The organism is Streptomyces sp. NPDC047017, from assembly GCF_040644175.1.
GTDB lineage: Bacteria > Actinomycetota > Actinomycetes > Streptomycetales > Streptomycetaceae > Streptomyces.
Map to the genome: position 1 here is coordinate 437,222 of NZ_JBEYVW010000003.1, position 18,238 is coordinate 455,459.

Sequence of the window (18,238 nt, forward strand, 5' to 3'; positions counted from 1 at the left end):
GACCACCACATCCGCGACGACCCACCCCGCACCCCCGAAGGAGAACGACATGGACGAGAACACCCGCTACCAGGTGCTGCGCAACGACGAGGAGCAGTACTCCCTGTGGCCCGTGGACATCGAGGTGCCCGCCGGCTGGCAGCCCGTCGGCAAGGAGGGCACCGAGGCCGAGTGCTCCGCCTACGTCGACGAGGTCTGGACCGACATGCGGCCGCGCAGCCTGCGCGAGCGCATGGACAGCCCGGCCGGGGCCTGACCGCCGCCGTACCACCGGCACGCCGGGCCGCGCGCACCGCGCCGGCCCGGCGCCTCCTCCCCCCCACGGTTCCCCGCATCCCCGGTGCCCCACCACCGCGGACCCGCACACCGCGCACCACCCGAGGAGACCGTCATGACCCCGACCCTGCGCACCGAACGCCTGGAGTTCCGTCCCTACCGGCCCGAGGACGAGGACTCCTTCGTCGCCCTGCTGCGCGACGAGGAGGTGTGCCGCTGGATGGGCCAGGACCTCGTGCCCGAACCCGAGATCCGCGAACTGTTCCGCGCCATCCTCACCGACGTGTACCCGCAGCGCCGCTTCGACGTGTGGGGACTGTGGCAGGACGGCACGTACGTCGGCCACGCCGAGGTGAAGAAGACCGGCAACGTCGACGGGTACGAACTCGTCACCGCGCTCCTCCCCGGGCACTGGGGCCACGGCCTGGGCGGCGAGGTGGTGCGCGGCCTGCTCCGGCACGCCGCCGACGACCTCGGCCTGAAGGAGGCGTACGGCATGGTGGGCGCCGAGAACACCGCCAGCCTCGCGATGTGCCGCAGGCTGGGCTTCCGGTACGTGCGCGACGTCGTCGGCGACGACGGCTCGGTCACGAAACTGCTGGTCGTCTCCACGACGGACACCGAGCCGGCCCCCGCCACCTGACCACGGCCGCGCGCGGCGCCCGGGCCGGGCGTGAACCGGCCCGCACCGACACCAACACCAACACCAGGACCCGCCCGGCCCACCCCCCATCTCACCCGCTCACCCACCCCGCCAGCCCCCGCAGTACGGCGTTGCGGCCACGCGTCGGCACCGTCCACAGCGTCTGGCCCCGGACGCCCCACTGCTCCAGCAGGGCGTTGGCGGCCAGGAATCCCGTGGTCGCCGCCCGTTCCATCAGCGCCACCGGCAGATCGGCGCGCACCAGATCGCCGGCCACCGCCAGCCGGGGATGCGGGGTGCGCACGGTGGGGCGGTCCCGGTGGCCGCCCACCGGGAAGAGCGGGCAGTCCTCGCGCCACTCGTGGCGGCTGTCGACGACCTCGGCCGCCCGCGTCTCCGGGTAGAGCCGGTACACCTGCTCGATGAGGCACTTCTCCGTCACGTCCCGGGGCAGGTGCGGCGGTACGGCGTAGGCGTGGAGTTCCACCACCGAGCCCCCGGTGCGGGCCGCCCACCGGGCGGCCTCGTCCTCCCAGCGGTCCAGGACGCTGATGTTGTCCAGGGCGCCGAAGCCTCCGGTGCCCAGGAAGCCCGGCCGGTCGGCGGCGACGGGCCGGTCCAGCCACAGCCGGGTGACCAGGAACGGGGGAGCGGTACGCAGCCGTGCGATCCCCGCCCGCCACGGGGCGTCGCCCAACCGGTCCGAACGGGCGACCAGGGAGCGCAGCCCGGCGGCGTCCAGGGCGAGCACGACACCGTCGTGGTGTGTCTCGTCCCGGTCGGTGACGACCCGGTGGCCGCCGTCGCGCGCGGGAGCGACGTGCTCCACGGACGTACCGGTACGGATCTCGGCGCCGTGCCGCCGCAGATAGCCGGCGAGCGGCTGCCACAGCGCGGCGGGGAAGGGGCCGCGGGGCACATCGAACAGCAGGCCCTCGGCGGAACCGAGGAAGTAGATGTGGAACATCAGCGCCAGCTCGGCCGCCGACAACTGCCGCGGATCGGCGAAGAAACTGCGTGAGAACACCTCGAAGGCCAGGTGACGGGCCCTGCGGGGGAAGCGCACGGCGTCCAGGAAGTCGTGCGCGCTGATGTCGTCGAGCCGGGCGTACACCTCGGGGACACGCACGTCGAACAGGGGCAGCGCCGCGACCGGGTCCAGCGCCCGCAGGTCCCGCAGCCCGAAGGAGGGGCTGAGCAGGGCGAAGCCGAGCGCGCTGAGCGGCGGGGTGCGCGGGACGTGCCGGAAACCGTCCCGGGTGCCGTCGGCGTGCAGCAGCGGATAGTCCGGCAGGCCGGTGAGCCGCTCCAGCCCGGGATCGGTACGGCGCAACAGCCCGCGTAGGTTGTAGTACTGGCGGAAGAAGGCGTGGAACCCCCGGCTCATCGTCACCTCGGTGCCGTCCCGCAGCCGGGTGGGCCAGCCCGCCACCCGGCCGCCGAGGCACGGCTGACGCTCGTACAGCACGACGGACACGCCGCGCTCGGCCAGCGCCGTGGCCGCGGCCAGCCCGGCGATCCCGCCCCCGACGACCGCCGCCGTGGGACGGTCGCCGCCCTCGACCCGCCGCCGCCCCTGCGGACCGGGCAGGACGACGGCCCGCCTGTCCCGCCCATGACGAGCGCCCGCCGGCCGGCCCGCGCCGCGCGTCGGGCGCTGCCCGGATGTTGCTGGGCTTGCGCCCACCGCCCTGGCCCCGGTCATCGCCCATCCTCCGTGCGGCCCGCGCTCCCCGGGCGGCGGGCGACGAAGGTGTGGGCGATGCCCGTCTGCCAGCCCGGCAGGGGCAGCACCCGCACCCGGTCGAAGCGCGCCGCGCGCAGGCGGTCCGCGAAACGGCCGGCGGTGTCGAAGTCCACGACGCTGCGCCACAGGTGGCGGTAGAGGGCACCGTCTCCGAGGACGGCCGCCGCGGGCTGGACGACGCCCCGGCACACCAGGGTCCACACCACCCGGTCGGCACGACGGCCGCTGAGCGTGTACTCGTGCACGCCGAACCGCCCGCCGGGCGCCAGCAGCTCGCGCACGGCGGCCAGTACGGCGTCGGGATCGTGCACGTTGCGCAGCAGATAGGCGGCGAAGACCGCGTCGAACGGCCCGGTGACCCCGGCCTCGGCCAGGCGTTCCGCGGGCGCGTGCACGAAGTCCACGCCGCGCGCCCACGGCTTGGCGGCGGCCCGTTCTAGCATGCCGGCGGAGGCGTCGACGGCCGTGATGTGCGCGGCCGGCGCGGCGGAGCGCAGCGCGGCGGTGGAGGCGCCGGTGCCGCAACCGAGGTCGAGCAGGCGCAGCCCCCGGCCGTCTTTGGGCAGGCCGAGCCGGCGCACCGAGCGGCGCAGGTGCGCGTGGTAGCCGGGGTTGGCGGCCACCAGCGCGTCGTAGCTGCGGGAGGCGTGGTCGAAGGCGGCGGCGAGGTCCTCGTCGCGCAGCAGGGTCATACGGGCTCCAGGGATGGCAGGAGCGGCCGCCGCACGCGCGGCGCGCTCGGGCGGTCAGTCGAAGGGGCGGCGCGGCAGGGTCGGCAGCTCAAGGGCCGAGCGGAGCATGGGGCGGACCGGGGTGCGCAGGCCGATCGCGAGATCCTCCAGCAGGCCGGTGTCCCCGTCGAGGAAGCGCAGCAGCCGGGCCATCGGGACCTCGGCGAACAGCCCGCTGAACAGCGCCGGGCCGTCCACTCGCCCGCTGGCCAGGGCGCGCAGCAGTACGGCGTCCATGGCGCGGGAGCGTGCGGAGTGGGCGGGCGGCGGCAGCGGACGGCGGCCCCGGCGCAGCGCCGCCGCGACCGCCCGCGTCTGCCGCTGGAGACCGGCGAAGGTGTACCCGGTGGCGGGCCGGGTGGCACCTCCGGCGGCGCCGACGCGGAAGACGCGGGCCCCGGTCTGCCGGGCGATCGGGGCGTCCGTCATCGGGATGACACCGGTCTCGGTGGCGAGGACCTCCCGGTCGCCGAGGCGGAGCACGTCGTCGGTGTAATGGCGTACGGCCGCCTCGTAGCCGCCCGCCGTCAGAGGGCGCGGGGAGAACTCGGTGTACTCCACCAGCGCCTCGCACGGCCCGGTGGGCAGGACATAGCCGAAGGACAGGCCGCGCGCGGGCTGCCGGGTGCGGAAGTCCATCAGCTCCGCGACCCCGGGTTCGAAGACGGGCCGGGAGGTGCGGACGAACCAGCCGTGGAAGTGCTGGAGCAGCAGGGTGCGCGCGGCCGGCAGGCTGCCCGGCGGGCGCGAGTCGAGCACCCAGCGGGCCCGCAGCACGCGGCGGGCGCCGCCTGCCTCCCGCAGGTGCACGCGGGCGCCGCCGTCGACGTCCTCCACCGTCTCCACGGTGGCTTCGACACGGCGCACGTTGGGACTGCCGGCCAGGTCCCGGCCGACCAGTTCCTCGAAGTCGTCCGAACGGATCATCTTGTACCGCAGCGGCGAGAGGTCGCCCTCGATCGGATTCCCCTTCGGCGGACGCACCCGCAGCCGCCGCCAGCGGGCCGTCACCGCGGCGTCGAACCGGCCCGCCCCCCGCTCCCAGAAGCACCAGGTGCGCCGGGGCGGGCGCAGCGGCCCCGGCGGGGCGTCCAGCAGGACCACGGACGGCGTACGCAGCCCCGGCACTCGCCCGTTCAGGCGATGGGCCAGGGACAGCCCCGCGGCTCCGGCCCCGACCACCGCCACGTCAGCCTCCACCTCCGCCTCCCCTTCCAGCACCGGGCCTCCTTCCGGCCGCGTCCCGCTCGATCCGTGCCCCGTCCCGATCCGCGTCCCGCTCGCTTCGCCGACCGCTGTTCCCGACCGCTGTTCCGGCGCGGGCGCCCGAACGGATGCGGTGTCACCCGTGTGCGGGCGGTCCGCCGTACTCCGGCCGGCGAGCGGGGAAAGGACATCGCGCGACCCGGCACACACGTCATCGGCCCGTACCGCATCCAGGACCGCGGCGGCAGCCGAAGCACCGCGCGACGGACCGTGTGCGACCACGACGAGAGGACGCGGGATGAGTTCCCCACAGGCGAAGGAACACCACGGCGCGCCGCCGCCGCCCCTCCCGCGCCCGCATCCGGCACCGGGATCGCCCGGACGGACGCGCCCGGACGAGGCGCACCGGGCGGCCGGAGCCGCCGGGCCGACGGACGCGCGGGCCGAGGAGGCGCCGGCGGTGCGGAAGCCGCCACGCGCCACAGCCACAAGCGGGGGCCGCGCGCACCTGCCCCCGGCCCCCGCCCCCACCGCCCGGGAGGCCCGGTGAGCGCCCGTCGGCTGCCCGGCCGTACCGATCACATCGTGGTCGTGGGCGCCGGACTCGCCGGACTCGCGGCCGCCCTGCACCTGCTCGGCGCCGGGCGCCGGGTCACCGTCGTCGAACGGGACGCGCTGCCCGGCGGCCGGGCCGGACGCCTCGAACTCGGCGGCTACCGGATCGACACCGGGCCCACCGTACTGACCATGCCCGACCTGGCCGACGAGGCGTTCGCCGCCGTCGGCGACAGCCTGTACCGGCGCACCGAGCTGATCCCCCTGCACCCGGCCTACCGGGCCTGCTTCGCGGACGGCGGCACCCTCGACGTGCACACCGCGGCGGACGCCATGGCGGCCGAGGTGGAACGCTTCGCCGGACCCGGGGAAGCGGCCGGCTACCTGCGGCTGCGCGCCTGGCTGGAGCGGCTGTACCGGGCGCAGATGCGCCGCTTCATCGACACCAACTTCGACTCCCCGCTCGGCCTGCTCAACGCCGACCTGGCCAGGCTGGCGGCGCTCGGCGGCTTCAGCCGGCTGGACCGCCGCGTCGGCGGCTGCCTGCGCGACGAGCGGCTGCGGCGGATCTTCACCTTCCAGGCGCTCTACGCCGGCGTACCCCCGGCCCGCGCGCTGGCCGCGTACGCCGTCATCGCGTACATGGACACCGTCGCCGGTGTGTACTTCCCGCGCGGCGGCATGCACGCCCTGCCGCGGGCGATGGCGGACGCCGCCGCCGACGCGGGCGCCGACCTGCGGTTCGGCCAGGAGGTGACCCGGCTGGAGCGCCGCGGCGACCGCGTCACCGCGGTCGTCACCGACCAGGACCGCATCCCCTGCGACGCGCTCGTCCTCACCCCCGACCTGCCCGTCGCCTACCGCCTGCTCGGCCGCCGGCCCCGGCGCCCGCTGCGGCTGCGGCACGCGCCGTCCGCGGTCGTGCTGCACGCCGGCACGGACCGCACCTGGCCGCGACTGGCCCACCACACGCTGTCGTTCGGGGCGGCCTGGCGCACCACGTTCGACGAACTGACCCGCACCGGACAGCTGATGAGCGACCCCTCCCTGCTCATCACCCGCCCCACCGCCACCGACCCCGGCCTCGCCCCGCCCGGCCGCCACCTGCACTACATCCTCGCGCCCTGCCCCAACACCGACATCGGCCCCGGCCCCGCCGCCTGGGGCGACCTCGCCCCGCGCTACCGCGCGACACTCCTGCGGGAACTGGAACGGCGCGGCCTGCACGGCATCGAGGCCGCCATCGAGGAGGAGTGCCTGGTCACCCCGGCCGCCTGGCAGGCGCGCGGGCACGCCGCGGGCACGCCCTTCTCCGCCGCCCACACCTTCGCCCAGACCGGCCCGTTCCGGCCCCGCAACCTCGTGCGCGGCACCGAGAACGCCGTCCTCGCCGGCTGCGGCACCACACCGGGCGTCGGCGTGCCGACCGTACTCGTGTCCGGGAAGCTCGCCGCCGCCCGCGTCACCGGACCGCGGCCCCGCACCCCGGCCGGCGCCCGCCCCCGGCGTCCGGCCCCGTCGAGGGAGAGCACCGCATGACCGAACGGGAACTGGACGCGGCGGGCATCGGCGACCCGGTGCTGCGCGCGGCGTACCGGCACTGCCGCGCCCTCAACGCCCGGCACGGCAAGACGTACTACCTCGCCACCCGGCTGCTGCCCGTCGAGCGCAGGCCCGCCGTCCACGCGCTGTACGGCTTCGCCCGCTGGGCCGACGACATCGTCGACTCGCCCGACCCGGCGACCGCCGCCGCCGGCCCCGACCAGGCGCTGGCACAGCTCGGCACCGCCCTGGCCGAAGGGCTGCGCGACGGACACAGCCGGGAACCGGTGGTGCGCGCCCTCGCCGACACCGCCCGCCGCTACGGCATCGACCACGCGCACTTCCACGACTTCATGGCCGCGATGCGCTCCGACCTCACGGTCACGGACTACCCCACCTACGCCGACCTGCGCGGTTACATGCACGGCTCCGCCGCCGTCATCGGCCTGCAGATGCTGCCCGTCCTGGGCACGGTGGTGCCCAGGGAGGAGGCCGCCCCGCACGCCGCGGCGCTCGGGGTCGCCTTCCAGCTCAGCAACTTCCTGCGGGACGTGGGCGAGGACCTGGACCGCGGCCGCGTCTACCTGCCCGCGGACCTGCTCGCCGGCCACGGCGTCGACCGGGAACTGCTGCGCGCCGGCCGGGACTCGGGCCGCCGCGATCCCCGGATCACCGCGGCGCTGCGGGAGTTCGCGGCGCTGACCCGCGGCGTGTACCGGGAGGCGGCGCCGGGGATCGCCATGCTCGACCCCGTCGCGCGCCCCTGCATCCGCACCGCGTTCGTCCTGTACGGCGGCATCCTGGACGCCGTCGCCCGCGACGGGTACGCGGTGCTGCACCGCCGCGCGGTGGTCCCGCGCCGGCACCGCGCCGCGGTCGCCGCCGACGGGCTGGCCCGGGTGGCCCTCGCACGGCTGCGCGCCCGGCACCCGCTGCCCGTGACACCACCGCCCCTGCCCGCCGCCCCGCCCGTACGCGCGCGACGGGCCGCCCCGGAGGAGGTCGCGTGAGCCCCCGCCGCATCCCCCTGTCACTGCGCCGCGCCCCCGTGCCGTGGGACCGTCAGCGGCCCACCTGGCGCGACGCCCGCCCCGCGCTGATCGCCCAGGCGCTGAAACGCGCCCAGGCACGCCCCTCCGGCAACTGGTACGTCCTCGGCGCGTCCGCCGCGGTGCGCGGTGACCGCCCACTGGCGCGCACGGTCGGCGGTGCGGAGGTGGTCGTCTGGCGCGCCGCCGACGGCCGGCTCGTCGGCGGCCCCGGCATGTGCCCCCACCTGGGAGCGCCCCTGTGCGACAGCCCGGTCCGCCGCGGCACCCTGGTGTGCCACTGGCACGGCCTGGCTCTCGACGGCCGCCCCTACGCGGGCTGGACCCCGCTGCCGGTGCACGACGACGGCGTCCTGGTGTGGGTACGCCTGGACGCGGTCGGCGGCGAGACACCGACGGACGCCCCGGCCGTGCCCCGCCGCCCCGACCAGCACCGGGCCCTGACGGCCGTGTACACGGGCATGGGCGTCTGCGAGCCCGAGGACGTCGTGGCCAACCGCCTGGACCCGTGGCACGGGGCCTGGTTCCACCCGTACTCGTTCGTCGACCTGACCGTGGTCGGCTCCCCGGAGGGTGAAACGGGGCCGGACGCCTTCACCGTCGACGTCTCGTTCAAGGTCGCGGGACGGCTGGTGGTGCCGGTGCGCGCGGTGTTCACCGCCCCCGATCCCCGCACGGTCGTCATGCGCGTCACGCGGGGCGAGGGGGCGGGCTCCGTCGTCGAGACGCACGCCACGCCACTCGGCCCGGACGAGCACGGCCGTCCCCGCACGGCGGTCGTCGAAGCGGTACTGGCCGCCTCCGACCGCCGCGGCTACACCCTCGCACGCCGGACGGCCCCCCTGCTGCGCCCCCTGATGCGCGCCGCGGCGGGACGCCTCTGGCGTGACGACCTGGCGTACGCCGAGCGCCGCTGGCAACTGCGCTCCAGCGGACGGTTCCCGGGCTGACCGGCCCGCGGGGGCCGCACCCCGCCGTCACCCTGGCACTACCAGCTACGATCATGTAGCCGTTGTTTAAAGCAAACGGTTAGTGTTATGTTCGGCGGCATGAAGAAAGTGAGCTTCGCCGAGTTCGGCGGACCCGAAGTGCTGCGCCTCATCGATGCCGAGGAGCCCCACGCGGGTCCCGGCCGGATACGTGTCGCCGTGCGGGCGGCGGGGGTGAACCCCGTCGACTGGCGGCTCCGGGAGGGCCAGGTGCTGGGGGCTCATCCGATCGTGCTGCCGTCCGGGGTCGGGCTGGATGCCGCCGGGGTGGTGGACGAGGTCGGTGAGGGCGTCGAAGGGGTCGCGGTCGGTGACCGTGTGTTCGGTGAGGGGGTGAGCACGTATGCGGAGTTCGCGGTGCTGTCGGCCTGGGCCCGAATGCCCGGGGGGCTGTCGTTCGAGGAGGCGGCGGGGTATCCGTCCGTGATGGAGACGGCGGTGCGGATCATCGGTGAGGTGGGTGTGCGGCCGGGGCAGACGTTGCTGGTCAGTGGCGCGTCGGGGGGTGTGGGGTCGGCGGTGCTGCAGATCGCCCGTGACCGTGGCATCACGGTGATCGGTACGGCGGGTGCCGGGAACCAGGACTACCTGCGCGGTCTGGGTGCTCTGGCCACGACCTACAAGGAGGGCTGGGCCGGGCGGGTGCGGGGGCTCGGGCGGGTCGACGCGGCCCTCGACCTGGCCGGCTCGGGCGTGATCCCGGCCCTCGTCGAGCTGACCGGGGACCCGCGGAGGGTGGTGAGCATCGCGGACCTCGACGCGCCGAAGTTCGGCGTGCGTTTCTCCGGTGTGGCCGGGAGCGTGCCGGTGGCACTCGCCCAGGCCGCCGATCTCATCTCCCGGGGCAGGCTCCACATCCCGGTCGAGAAGTCCTATCCCCTCACCGAGGCGGCCGCGGCCCACATCGACAGCCAGGCCGGCCACACCCGCGGACGCCGGGTCATCGTCATCTGACCCGCTCCGCGAGCAGGAACTCCCGGGGGGCGGTGCAACTCCCCCCGGGCACGGGGGGAGCGCGGCGCCCGGGCACGGGGGAGCGCGGCGCGCCAGGGCTGTCGGGCCCCTCCGGCTGGAGGAGACCTCGTCCCGTCAGGGGGTGCCCGCCCCCGAAGCGTCCCCAGCCGGGCGGGACCGGTCCATGATCCCCTCGATGATCCGCATCAGACGGTCCCCCGTCCGGTCGACGCAGCCGTTCTGGGTGCTGACCTGCGCGCCTTCGAGGACGAAGGTGATCTCGGCCGCCGTCTGTTCGGGGTCGGACAGCCCGGCGCGGACGCACAGGCCGACCAGCCGGCGCAGCTGGCGCTCCTTGTGCTGTTCGATCACCTGCCGTGCGGGGTGGGAGCGGTCGGGCAGTTCGGCGAGGGAGTTGATGAAGGGGCAGCCCCGGTACGAGACCGCCGGCAACCCCTCGGCGATGAAGCGGGCCACGCCCAGGATCTGCTCCCCGGGCCGGTCGGGATACTCGGCCTCGACCCGGTCGAACACCGCCTGGTAGTCGGCGGCGACGATCCGCAGCCACTCCGCGACCAGCGCGTCCTTGGTCTCGAAGTGCCGGTAGATCGCCATCTTGGTGGTCTCGGCCCTGTCGGCGATCGCCTGGACGCCCACCTGCCGGATCCCCTCGCTCTGGAACAGCTCCTCCGCCGCGTCGAGGATGCGCTCACGCGGCGGCAGCTTCGCCACCCTGCTCGGTCTGCTGGCGGTCGATGCCATGGCTGCTCCGTGCCCTCCGGTCGGTTGCGGGTCCCCGCGTCCTGCTACGGTACCAGTCCGTCCCTGGCGATACCGATCGGTATCGCCAGGGACTTGACGGTACCGTTCTCGCTCTCGGGAGTGTCAGTGGACATCGACGAATACGTACGCTTCGACGCGGTCGGGCTCGCCCAGCTGGTTGCCCGGAACGAGGTGACCCCCGCCGAACTGGAAGCGGTCGCCCGCGAGGCCGCGCGGGCGGTCGGCCCGCGGCTCAACGCCGTCGTGGAGACCTGGCCCACCGACGACCGGCCCCGCCCGGGCAGTGCCCCGCTGGCCGGTGTCCCGTTCCTGATCAAGGACATGGCGGTCACCATGGCCGGGCGGCGGACGGAACTCGGCAGCCGCCTCGCGGCCGGCCTCGTCGCCGGCGCGGACTCCACCCTGATGACCCGCTTCCGCCGGGCCGGCCTCGTGACGTTCGGACGCACCGCGACCCCGGAGATGGCCTTCAGCACCACCACGGAACCGGTGCTGTACGGCGCGACCCGCAATCCGTGGGACCCCACGCGAAGCGCCGGCGGCTCCAGCGGAGGCGCGGGCGCGGCCGTGGCCGCCGGCATCGTCCCCGTCGCGCACGCCACCGACGCCGCGGGCTCGATCCGCATCCCCGCCGCCTACAACGGCCTGTTCGGGCTGAAGCCGACCCGCGGCCGGGTGCCGGTGGGCCCCGCCTTCGACGAGGTCTTCAACGGCCTGGCCGTGCACGGCAGCGTCAGCCGCACCGTGCGCGACAGCGCCGTACTGCTCGACCAGATCCGCGGCCCGGAGCCGGGCGACCCCTACTTCGCGCAGGAGCCGCCCCGGCCGTACGCGGAGGAGGTCACCCGGCATCCGGGCGCCCTGCGGATCGGTGTCCTCGCCCAGGCGTGGGGCGGCCACCGCACCGCCCCACCCGTCGTCGACGCCCTGTCCCGCACCGTGCGCCTGCTGGAGTCCCTCGGCCACCGGGTGGAGGAGGCCGCACCCGAACTCGGCGTCGACTGGGAGGAGTTCGTGCTGTCCAACGCCCATTTGTGGACGGCGAATCTCACGGCCTCGGTCGATGAGCTGGCCGCCGCGCTCGGCCGGCCCGTGGACTCCTCGACCCTCGAACCGCAGACCCTCGCCAGCTACCACTACGGTCAGCGGGTCAGCGGCCCCCGGTTCGTGACCGCCCTGGCGGTCCGCAACCGGGTCTCCCGCAGCCTGGCCCGCTCCTTCGAGACGTACGACGTACTGCTCACCCCGACCGCGCCGGAGCTGCCCGTGCCCCTGGGCACCCACGGCCGGGGCGCGGAGGCGCTGGACGGCCTCGGCTGGCTCCGCAGGCTCTTCGACCTCTCACCGTTCACCGCGGTGTTCAACGTGACGGGCACACCCGCCATGTCCGTGCCGGTGACGGCCGACGCCGCCACGGGGCTCCCGGTCGGTATGCAGTTCGCCGCCGGATACGGTCTCGAAGGCCGCCTCTTCCGCCTCGCCGGACAACTCGAACAGGCCGATCCGTGGTCGGGCCGGACCCCCGCGATATGGGCCGGGAACCGCCGGGACAACTGAGGTCCGCCCGCGCGGCGGAGGGGCGCGGGCCTCCCCGGCCGCATCCGGCAAGGCGTGCGCCACCCGGGTGATCGCGGTGCCCGTGCCGGGCGCGCAGGTGCACAGAGCGCCCGCCCGGGAGACTGATGAAGGCATGAGCACCCACCACGCCGACGGCCCGGACGGCGCGCACCAGTGCCCGCCGGGCGTCTCGGACACCCTCGTGCGGGCCCTGGGCGCGCTGTCGAAGGCACTGGAGACGACCGAACGCGCCCGCGGTCACCTCTACGCCTTCCACCAGCTCACCGGCGGCGCCGACTTCGAACTGGACCGCGCAGTCGGCCTGCTGCGCGAGGCGGGCCGGGACGAGTGGGCCGACCGGGTGCAGGCGGAGATCCTGGGCCGCAACGTGATCCCCGGCCACTGGACCTTCCAGATCATCGAGGCGTACAACGCGACCTACTACGAACCCTTCAAGACCACCGAGGCTCAGGCCCGTCAGGATCTCGTCGGCGGACGCGACCACCTGTACGAGGCGGAACTGAAGGAGCGGCGCCGCACCCGCGGTCACCCCGACCACACGGCACGGCCGGACTCGGCACGGACGGCGGACGAGCCGGGGCGGCCCGCCACCGGAGACGACCCGGCCGCCCCACGGTGACCGGCCGGCGAGGACATGGCACCTGACGCACTCGCGCCGCACCGCCGTCACCCCGGCGCTCCCACGCCCTCCGGACACTGTCCGTGCCCTCCGGGCCGCTGTCCTCCCGCTTGATCGACCAGGCGATTGGCCCCCGCGTGACCCGTCGCCCAGGACCGGCGGGACGGTGCCCCGGAGGGCACCCACGCGGGGTAAACGGAACGTACGCCTCCGCTCGACCGGACCGGAAGTCCCCGAGCGGTGTGTCGTGGCTCACAGCGGTCCGGCCGGGTCGCGGGCCGGGCAGCACGGCCCGGGGGAGTGGAGGGCGGGCCCCGCGCGTCAGCGTGCGCCGGCCTCCGGAATCCGGGCGCCCGTGCCGCCCACCCGCACCCGCGGGTCCCCGGCGCGCAGCTCCACCCGCAGTTCGCCCGGGCGGCCCATGTCCGCGCCCTGGCGCAGTTCCAGGGCCGACTCCTCGGGGACCAGGCCCAGTTCGCGCGCGTAGGCGCCGAATGCCGCGGCCGCCGCGCCCGTCGCCGGGTCCTCGACCACGCCGCCGACGGGGAAGGGGTCGCGCACGTGGAAGACCGTCTCGGACTCGCGCCACACCAACTGCACCGTGGTGAGGTCCAGGGAGAGCATGAAGTCCTTGAGCCGCTCGAAGTCGTAGTCGAGATCCGCCAGCCGCGCGCGTGTGGTGACGGCGAGGATCAGATGGCGGGCCCCGGCGTAGCCGATCCTGGGCGGGAAGGCGGGGTCGAGGTCGGCGGCGGACCAGCCGAGCGCCGCGAGGGCCTCGGTGACGTCCTTCTCCGCCACCTCGTGGACGGCGGGCTCGACACTGGTGAGGGTCGCGCGCAGGGTGCCGTCCGAAGCCTCGGTCACCGTCACCGGGACGGTGCCGGCCCAGGTGGCGAACAGCAGGTCGCCGGGGCCCCGGCGTTCCGCGTGCGCGATGGCCGTGGCGATCGTGGCGTGTCCGCAGAAGGGGACTTCGGCCTCGGGGGAGAAGTAGCGCACGGTGTACGCCCGTTCCTGGCCGGAGAGTTCCGCCGGCGGCGCGGTCAGGAAGGCGGTCTCGCTGTAGCCGAGGTCCGCCGCGATCGCGAGTTGCTCCGCGTCGCTCAGGCCGGTGGCGTCCAGGACGACTCCGGCGGGGTTGCCTCCCGCGGGATCGGCGGAGAACGCGGTGTAGCGGAGGATCTCGGGGCTACGGGACGGTGTTGTCGTCATGACGGTGGCAACTCCTTGCGTTCCAGGACCGTGTGCGGGCTGTGCGGGCTGTGCGGGGCTTGCGGGCGGGGCGGGCTGTGCGACGTGGTGGTGCGGGTGTGACCGGCGTGCGTGCCGTGGTGCGGCCGTCTTGATCGTTCGCACCCTCTCATGGCCCGCGAGTTCCTGGCCCGGATATTCGAACGCGGTGGCGACGACGACGTGGTGGGTCCGGCCCCGCGCACAGCACTTCGGCCCCGTGCACAGCACTTCGGCCCCGCGCACAGCACTTCGGGACCCGCGACCCAATCCGGACCCGAGTCTTCGGGCGCCGCCACGACCCGTCACGCGCGGTCGAGGGCCAGGATCGGGAGGAGCCGTCCCGCCTCCCGAAAGGCCCTCCTTGACCGACCGCATTCCGTCCCCCGCCCACCCGGCGGTGGGCCGATGAGACGCGCACGTCCCACTCTGGGCATCCTCGGCGGCATGGGCCCGTTGGCCACCGCCGACTTCTACCACCGGCTCGTCGCACGGACGCCGGCCGACGCCGACCAGGAACACCTGCCGGTCCTCATCTGGGCCGACCCGGCGGTCCCCGACCGTACCGCCGCGCTGCTGGGCGAGGGCCCCTCGCCCGTACCGGCGCTGGCCGAGGGCGCCCGCTGGCTGCGGCGGGCCGGGGCGAGCTGCGTCGCCGTCCCGTGCAACACCGCGCACGCCTACGTCGAGCAGGTCGCCAAAGCCACCGGCATCGAAGTGCTGGACATGATCAAGGCGGCGCTGGACGCCGCCGCCGACGCGGCACCCGCCGTGGAGCGGGTGGGCGTCCTGGCGACACGCGGCACCTGCCGGGCGGGACTCTACGAGCGGGCCGCGGCACCGCGCGGCGTCGAGGTGATCCAGGTACCCGAAGACGTCCAGCGCGAGTACGTCGACGCGGCGATCCGCGCGGTGAAGGCGGGAGCGGACCTGGACGGACCCGCGCGATGGATCGCCACGGCCGCCGCGGCCCTCAAGGAGCGGGGCGCGGACGTGGTGATCGCCGCGTGCACGGAGATCCCGCTGGTCAGCGGGCTGGCCGCCCGCCTGGTGCCGCTGGTCGACTCCACCGACGCCCTCGTGGACGCGGCGCTCGCCCGGCTGTGGAGACCCGACGCGGCCACTCCGGCCTGAGCGACCCACTCAGATCTGGCGTATCCCCGCCGACCCGGCCCGGCGCACGCACTCCGCCCCGGCTCACCGGAGCCCCTCGCCCGCTTCGTCCCACCGTACGGAGCCGCAGGCGTACTCTCGTACCCGGCCACCACATCGCAGCGGCCCCCCACGACCTAACCTGCGGAGATGATCAGGCACATGTCGGCGCACCCCGCCAGGAGCCTGAGCCGGGTGCTCGAAGACCTCGGCTCCACTCTCCTGGACCTCCTCCACGGCGACGCGGAGACGGCCGGGGAGATCGGCGGTGTCGCCATCCACGACCCGCACGACGAGCAGCACCACCCGCCGCACGCCGTCGTGCTCGGCGTCGGTGTCCACGGGACCGAGGAGATCGCCGGGCTGCTGCGCGGCCTCCGCGCCCACGAGGCCGCGGCCCTGGTGGTGCGGGGCCCGGTCGAGGACGCCGACGGGCTGGCGGACGTCGTGGCCGAGACGGGTGTCGCCCTGCTGGCCCTCACCCGCGGCGCGTCCTGGGCCCAACTGGCGGCGATGCTGCGCACCCTGCTCTTCGAGGGCGACGTCGGCGAGGCCGAGGCACAGACACTCGGCGGGGTGCCCTCGGGCGACCTGTTCGCCCTGGCCAACGCGATCGCCACCCTGCTGGACGCCCCCGTCACCATCGAGGACCGGCGCTCCAGGATCCTCGCGTTCTCCGGCCGGCAGGACGAGGCGGACTCCGCCCGCGTGGAGAGCATCCTGGCCCGGCAGGTGCCCGAGCGCTATCTGCGCCTGCACGAGGAGGACGGGGTGTTCAGGGAGCTGTACCGCGGCGACGGCCTGGTGCACGTCCCCGCCCCGGCGCTCGGCGACGAGGAGGCGCTGCCCCGGGTGGCGGTCGCCGTACGCGCCGGCGACGAGTTCCTCGGGTCCGTGTGGGCGGCCCTGCGCAAGCCCCTCACCCCCGAACGGGAGAAGGCGTTCGGGGAGGCGGCCAAGCTCGTCGCCCTCCACATGCTCCGCTTCCGCGCGGGCACGGACGCCGAGAACCGGCTGCGCGCGGAACTGGTCACGACCGCGCTGGAAGGCGGCGCGGGCGCCGTCGAGGCGCTCGGCCGCCTGGGGCTGGTCACCGAACCGACGCTGGTCATGGCCATGGGACTGGCACCGGCCTCGGACGAGGACCACGCGCACGTCACCGCCGAGCGGCAGCGTCTGGCCGGGGCCCTCGCCGTGCACCTCACCGCCGTGCAACCGCGTTCCGCCGTGGCCCTGCTGGGCGATGTCGCCTACGCGCTGTTCCCGGTGACCGGCGACACCGCCCACGCCCGGGAGCGCGCCGCGCAGGTGGCGTCGAACTTCCTCCAGCGCACCGGCGAACGGGCGGGCGCGGTCATCGGGATCGGATCGGTGGCCCAGGAACCGGCCGCCCTCGCCCGCTCACGGGCCAACGCCGACCGGGCGCTGCGCGTGCTGGCCACCGGCCGGACCGGGCAGCGCGTGACGTCGATCACCGACGTGTACGTCGACGCGCTCCTGCTGGAGATGCGGGACCTCGCCATCGCCCACCGCGACGAACTCTCCGGTCCGCTGGCCCGGTTGGCGGCGTACGACGCCAAGCACAACGCCCATCTGGTCGAGACGCTCCGGGCCTGGCTGGACGCCTTCGGTGACGTGATCACCGCGTCGGCGAGCGTGTTCGTCCACCCCAACACCTTCCGCTACCGCATCCGTCGGGTGGCCGAAGTGGGCCGGATCGACCTCCAGGACCCCTCCGCCCGGTTCGCCGCGATGCTCCAGCTGCGCCTGATGGGCACGGACGTCGGCGGCCGGGTCCGCCCCGACGGCACGGACCCGGCCGCCCCCGCCGCTCCCGGCCCGGGCACGGACCCCGCCACACCGGCCGGCTGACCGCAACACCGGCCGGCTGACCGCCGCCGGGCGGGTCGCCGGGCGCGGTATGTGACGCCGGTGCCGGCCAGGTCGGCCGCGACGACGACGCGGTGGCGCGAACTCTGGCTCTTTCTCCGGCAGCCCGCGCCGCCCCCGTCCGTGGATACTGCCGACCATGAACCGACCAACTGCGACACGGCTCCTCGCCGCACTCGCCGCGTGTGCGGCCGGCGCCTCCCTGCTGGTGGGCGTCCAGGCCGCCCCCGCGGCCGCGGAAGTCTTCTGCGGCACTCACTCGGTCGACGGCGCCATCTGGACCGAGTACACCCAGACACCCGGTGTGCGGCAGTCCCTCGGCTGTCCCACCAGCGATGAACTCGGCCTCCCCGACGGGGTCGGCCGCCGTCAGGTGTTCGACAACGGCTCCATCTACTGGAGCCCGGACACCGGGGCGCACGCCGTGTGGGGCCTCATCGGCCAGGAGTGGGGCCGGCACGGCTGGGAAGGCGGCTACATGGGGTACCCGCTCACCGACGAGCTGAAGAACCCCGACGGGATCGGTGTCCGCCAGCAGTTCCAGAACGCCACGGTCTACTGGTCCCCCGGCTCCGGGGCGCACGCGGTGCACGGCAACATCGGATGGTGGTGGGGGCAGTACGGGTACGAAAGCGGGCCGTACGGCTACCCCACGAGCGACGAGTACGACGCCGGACACGTCGGCGGCAACGTCGATGACAACAACGGCGTACGCCAGGACTTCCAGTCCGGCAAGTACATCGTGTGGAGCGGCGGTCAGGCCGACGCCTTCGAGGCCTGCCAGACCGCGTGCATCGGCTACGGCGGCATCACCGACACGAAGTGGGTGAAGAAGACCGAGGTCTACGTCAACTGGACCGACAGCCGCCTGACGTCCGTCCACGTCACCCCGACGGCCGCCGCGTTCAAGACCGTCATGGGGAGCGATGACGCCGCCAGCGACCTGAAGGAGGACTGGCGGCAGGTGTGGTCCAACACGCGCATGTTCCCCGGCGCCACGCCGGCCGAGGAGAACTCGACCTACCAACAGCTGGTGTGCCACGCGGAGTTCTCCTACCCCAACACCAGCGGTGGGCACTTCGGCGGTCCGACGTGGGACCTGGAGACCTGGCGCCCGGAACTCACCGGGGACACCGACACGAAGCTCAAGAAGATGCTCGCTTCCAAGTGCAACTGGGACACGGACTCGTAGCACCTTCTGGTCCGGAGGCACAAGAAGCCCTCGCCGGCCCGGAGACCGGTGAGGGGTTCCGGGCCGGCCTGACCGTTCTCACCAGGATTTCCCGCCCCT

16 protein-coding genes are annotated in these 18,238 nt (G+C 74.8%); 11 read left to right on the plus strand and 5 right to left on the minus strand.

Going from position 1 to position 18,238, the window contains the following annotated elements; genetic code table 11:
• Nucleotides 1-49 precede the first annotated feature (49 nt).
• Both ABZ858_RS07335 and ABZ858_RS07340 read left to right on the plus strand, forming a co-directional pair.
• A complete protein-coding gene (locus ABZ858_RS07335) occupies nt 50-256 on the plus strand; it encodes an MbtH family NRPS accessory protein (protein ID WP_361373628.1) in 207 nt (68 codons plus the stop codon).
• Nucleotides 257-391: 135 nt separating this feature from the next.
• The gene (locus ABZ858_RS07340; protein ID WP_361373630.1) at nt 392-919 is read left to right on the plus strand and encodes a GNAT family N-acetyltransferase; all 528 of its coding nucleotides are present in this window, start codon (nt 392-394) and stop codon (nt 917-919) included.
• Nucleotides 920-1,010: 91 nt separating this feature from the next.
• On the opposite strand, the gene ABZ858_RS07345 is transcribed toward ABZ858_RS07340, so the two are convergent.
• The 3 genes from ABZ858_RS07345 to ABZ858_RS07355 are packed head-to-tail and all read right to left on the minus strand — an operon-like array spanning nt 1,011 to nt 4,618.
• A complete protein-coding gene (locus tag ABZ858_RS07345; RefSeq protein WP_361373632.1) occupies nt 1,011-2,624 on the minus strand; it encodes an FAD-dependent oxidoreductase in 1,614 nt (537 codons plus the stop codon).
• On the minus strand, nt 2,621-3,358 hold the full coding sequence (locus ABZ858_RS07350) for a methyltransferase domain-containing protein (RefSeq protein WP_361373634.1): 738 nt from the start codon (nt 3,356-3,358) through the stop codon (nt 2,621-2,623). The genes ABZ858_RS07345 and ABZ858_RS07350 overlap by 4 nt, the downstream gene beginning before the upstream one ends.
• A 54-nt stretch (nt 3,359-3,412) precedes the next feature.
• Entirely contained in the window at nt 3,413-4,618 is a 1,206-nt protein-coding gene (locus tag ABZ858_RS07355) for a lycopene cyclase family protein (protein WP_361373636.1), read from the minus strand.
• A gap of 531 nt (nt 4,619-5,149) precedes the next feature.
• Here ABZ858_RS07355 and crtI point away from each other — a divergent pair.
• The 4 genes from crtI (at nt 5,150) to ABZ858_RS07375 (ending at nt 9,692) form a co-directional block, all read left to right on the plus strand.
• Complete coding sequence (gene crtI / locus ABZ858_RS07360; protein ID WP_361373638.1) at nt 5,150-6,697, plus strand: phytoene desaturase family protein; 1,548 nt, start codon at nt 5,150-5,152, stop codon at nt 6,695-6,697.
• Nucleotides 6,694-7,710: a phytoene/squalene synthase family protein gene (locus ABZ858_RS07365; RefSeq protein ID WP_361373640.1), complete on the plus strand. Its 1,017-nt coding sequence runs from the start codon at nt 6,694-6,696 to the stop codon at nt 7,708-7,710. Before crtI ends, ABZ858_RS07365 begins: the two co-directional genes overlap by 4 nt.
• Nucleotides 7,707-8,699, plus strand: coding sequence for a DUF5914 domain-containing protein (locus tag ABZ858_RS07370; protein WP_361373642.1), 993 nt, complete (start codon nt 7,707-7,709; stop codon nt 8,697-8,699). Before ABZ858_RS07365 ends, ABZ858_RS07370 begins: the two co-directional genes overlap by 4 nt.
• A gap of 99 nt (nt 8,700-8,798) precedes the next feature.
• Nucleotides 8,799-9,692: an NADP-dependent oxidoreductase gene (locus ABZ858_RS07375; protein WP_361373644.1), complete on the plus strand. Its 894-nt coding sequence runs from the start codon at nt 8,799-8,801 to the stop codon at nt 9,690-9,692.
• 135 nt (nt 9,693-9,827) lie between these two features.
• On the opposite strand, the gene ABZ858_RS07380 is transcribed toward ABZ858_RS07375, so the two are convergent.
• Complete coding sequence (locus tag ABZ858_RS07380; protein WP_361373646.1) at nt 9,828-10,454, minus strand: helix-turn-helix domain-containing protein; 627 nt, start codon at nt 10,452-10,454, stop codon at nt 9,828-9,830.
• A gap of 126 nt (nt 10,455-10,580) precedes the next feature.
• On the opposite strand from ABZ858_RS07380, the gene ABZ858_RS07385 reads away from it, so the two are divergent.
• A complete protein-coding gene (locus ABZ858_RS07385; RefSeq protein WP_361373648.1) occupies nt 10,581-12,032 on the plus strand; it encodes an amidase in 1,452 nt (483 codons plus the stop codon).
• Between the two features lie 133 nt (nt 12,033-12,165).
• On the plus strand, nt 12,166-12,672 hold the full coding sequence (locus ABZ858_RS07390; protein ID WP_361373650.1) for a hypothetical protein: 507 nt from the start codon (nt 12,166-12,168) through the stop codon (nt 12,670-12,672).
• A 321-nt stretch (nt 12,673-12,993) separates the two neighbouring features.
• On the opposite strand, the gene ABZ858_RS07395 is transcribed toward ABZ858_RS07390, so the two are convergent.
• Nucleotides 12,994-13,887 (minus strand): PhzF family phenazine biosynthesis isomerase, encoded by an 894-nt coding sequence (locus tag ABZ858_RS07395; protein WP_361373652.1) that lies wholly within the window; start codon nt 13,885-13,887, stop codon nt 12,994-12,996.
• A gap of 426 nt (nt 13,888-14,313) precedes the next feature.
• Here ABZ858_RS07395 and ABZ858_RS07400 point away from each other — a divergent pair, with 426 nt between their 5' ends.
• From ABZ858_RS07400 to ABZ858_RS07410, 3 genes are all read left to right on the plus strand, one after another.
• Nucleotides 14,314-15,039 (plus strand): amino acid racemase, encoded by a 726-nt coding sequence (locus ABZ858_RS07400; protein WP_361373654.1) that lies wholly within the window; start codon nt 14,314-14,316, stop codon nt 15,037-15,039.
• 180 nt (nt 15,040-15,219) lie between these two features.
• Nucleotides 15,220-16,929, plus strand: coding sequence for a helix-turn-helix domain-containing protein (locus tag ABZ858_RS07405; RefSeq protein WP_361373733.1), 1,710 nt, complete (start codon nt 15,220-15,222; stop codon nt 16,927-16,929).
• A 157-nt stretch (nt 16,930-17,086) separates the two neighbouring features.
• The gene (locus ABZ858_RS07410; RefSeq protein WP_361373656.1) at nt 17,087-18,139 is read left to right on the plus strand and encodes a DUF2599 domain-containing protein; all 1,053 of its coding nucleotides are present in this window, start codon (nt 17,087-17,089) and stop codon (nt 18,137-18,139) included.
• Nucleotides 18,140-18,238: the final 99 nt, after the last annotated feature.

What these genes read in the sequence shown, in the direction of transcription:
- ABZ858_RS07335 (WP_361373628.1), top strand. Translation starts at nt 50, where the DNA reads ATGGACGAGAACACCCGCTACCAGGTGCTGCGCAACGACGAGGAGCAG.
- ABZ858_RS07340 (WP_361373630.1), top strand. Translation starts at nt 392, where the DNA reads ATGACCCCGACCCTGCGCACCGAACGCCTGGAGTTCCGTCCCTACCGG.
- ABZ858_RS07345 (WP_361373632.1), bottom strand. Translation starts at nt 2,624, where the DNA reads ATGACCGGGGCCAGGGCGGTGGGCGCAAGCCCAGCAACATCCGGGCAG.
- ABZ858_RS07350 (WP_361373634.1), bottom strand. Translation starts at nt 3,358, where the DNA reads ATGACCCTGCTGCGCGACGAGGACCTCGCCGCCGCCTTCGACCACGCC.
- ABZ858_RS07365 (WP_361373640.1), top strand. Translation starts at nt 6,694, where the DNA reads ATGACCGAACGGGAACTGGACGCGGCGGGCATCGGCGACCCGGTGCTG.
- ABZ858_RS07375 (WP_361373644.1), top strand. Translation starts at nt 8,799, where the DNA reads ATGAAGAAAGTGAGCTTCGCCGAGTTCGGCGGACCCGAAGTGCTGCGC.
- ABZ858_RS07380 (WP_361373646.1), bottom strand. Translation starts at nt 10,454, where the DNA reads ATGGCATCGACCGCCAGCAGACCGAGCAGGGTGGCGAAGCTGCCGCCG.
- ABZ858_RS07390 (WP_361373650.1), top strand. Translation starts at nt 12,166, where the DNA reads ATGAGCACCCACCACGCCGACGGCCCGGACGGCGCGCACCAGTGCCCG.
- ABZ858_RS07395 (WP_361373652.1), bottom strand. Translation starts at nt 13,887, where the DNA reads ATGACGACAACACCGTCCCGTAGCCCCGAGATCCTCCGCTACACCGCG.
- ABZ858_RS07400 (WP_361373654.1), top strand. Translation starts at nt 14,314, where the DNA reads ATGAGACGCGCACGTCCCACTCTGGGCATCCTCGGCGGCATGGGCCCG.
- ABZ858_RS07405 (WP_361373733.1), top strand. Translation starts at nt 15,220, where the DNA reads ATGTCGGCGCACCCCGCCAGGAGCCTGAGCCGGGTGCTCGAAGACCTC.
- ABZ858_RS07410 (WP_361373656.1), top strand. Translation starts at nt 17,087, where the DNA reads ATGAACCGACCAACTGCGACACGGCTCCTCGCCGCACTCGCCGCGTGT.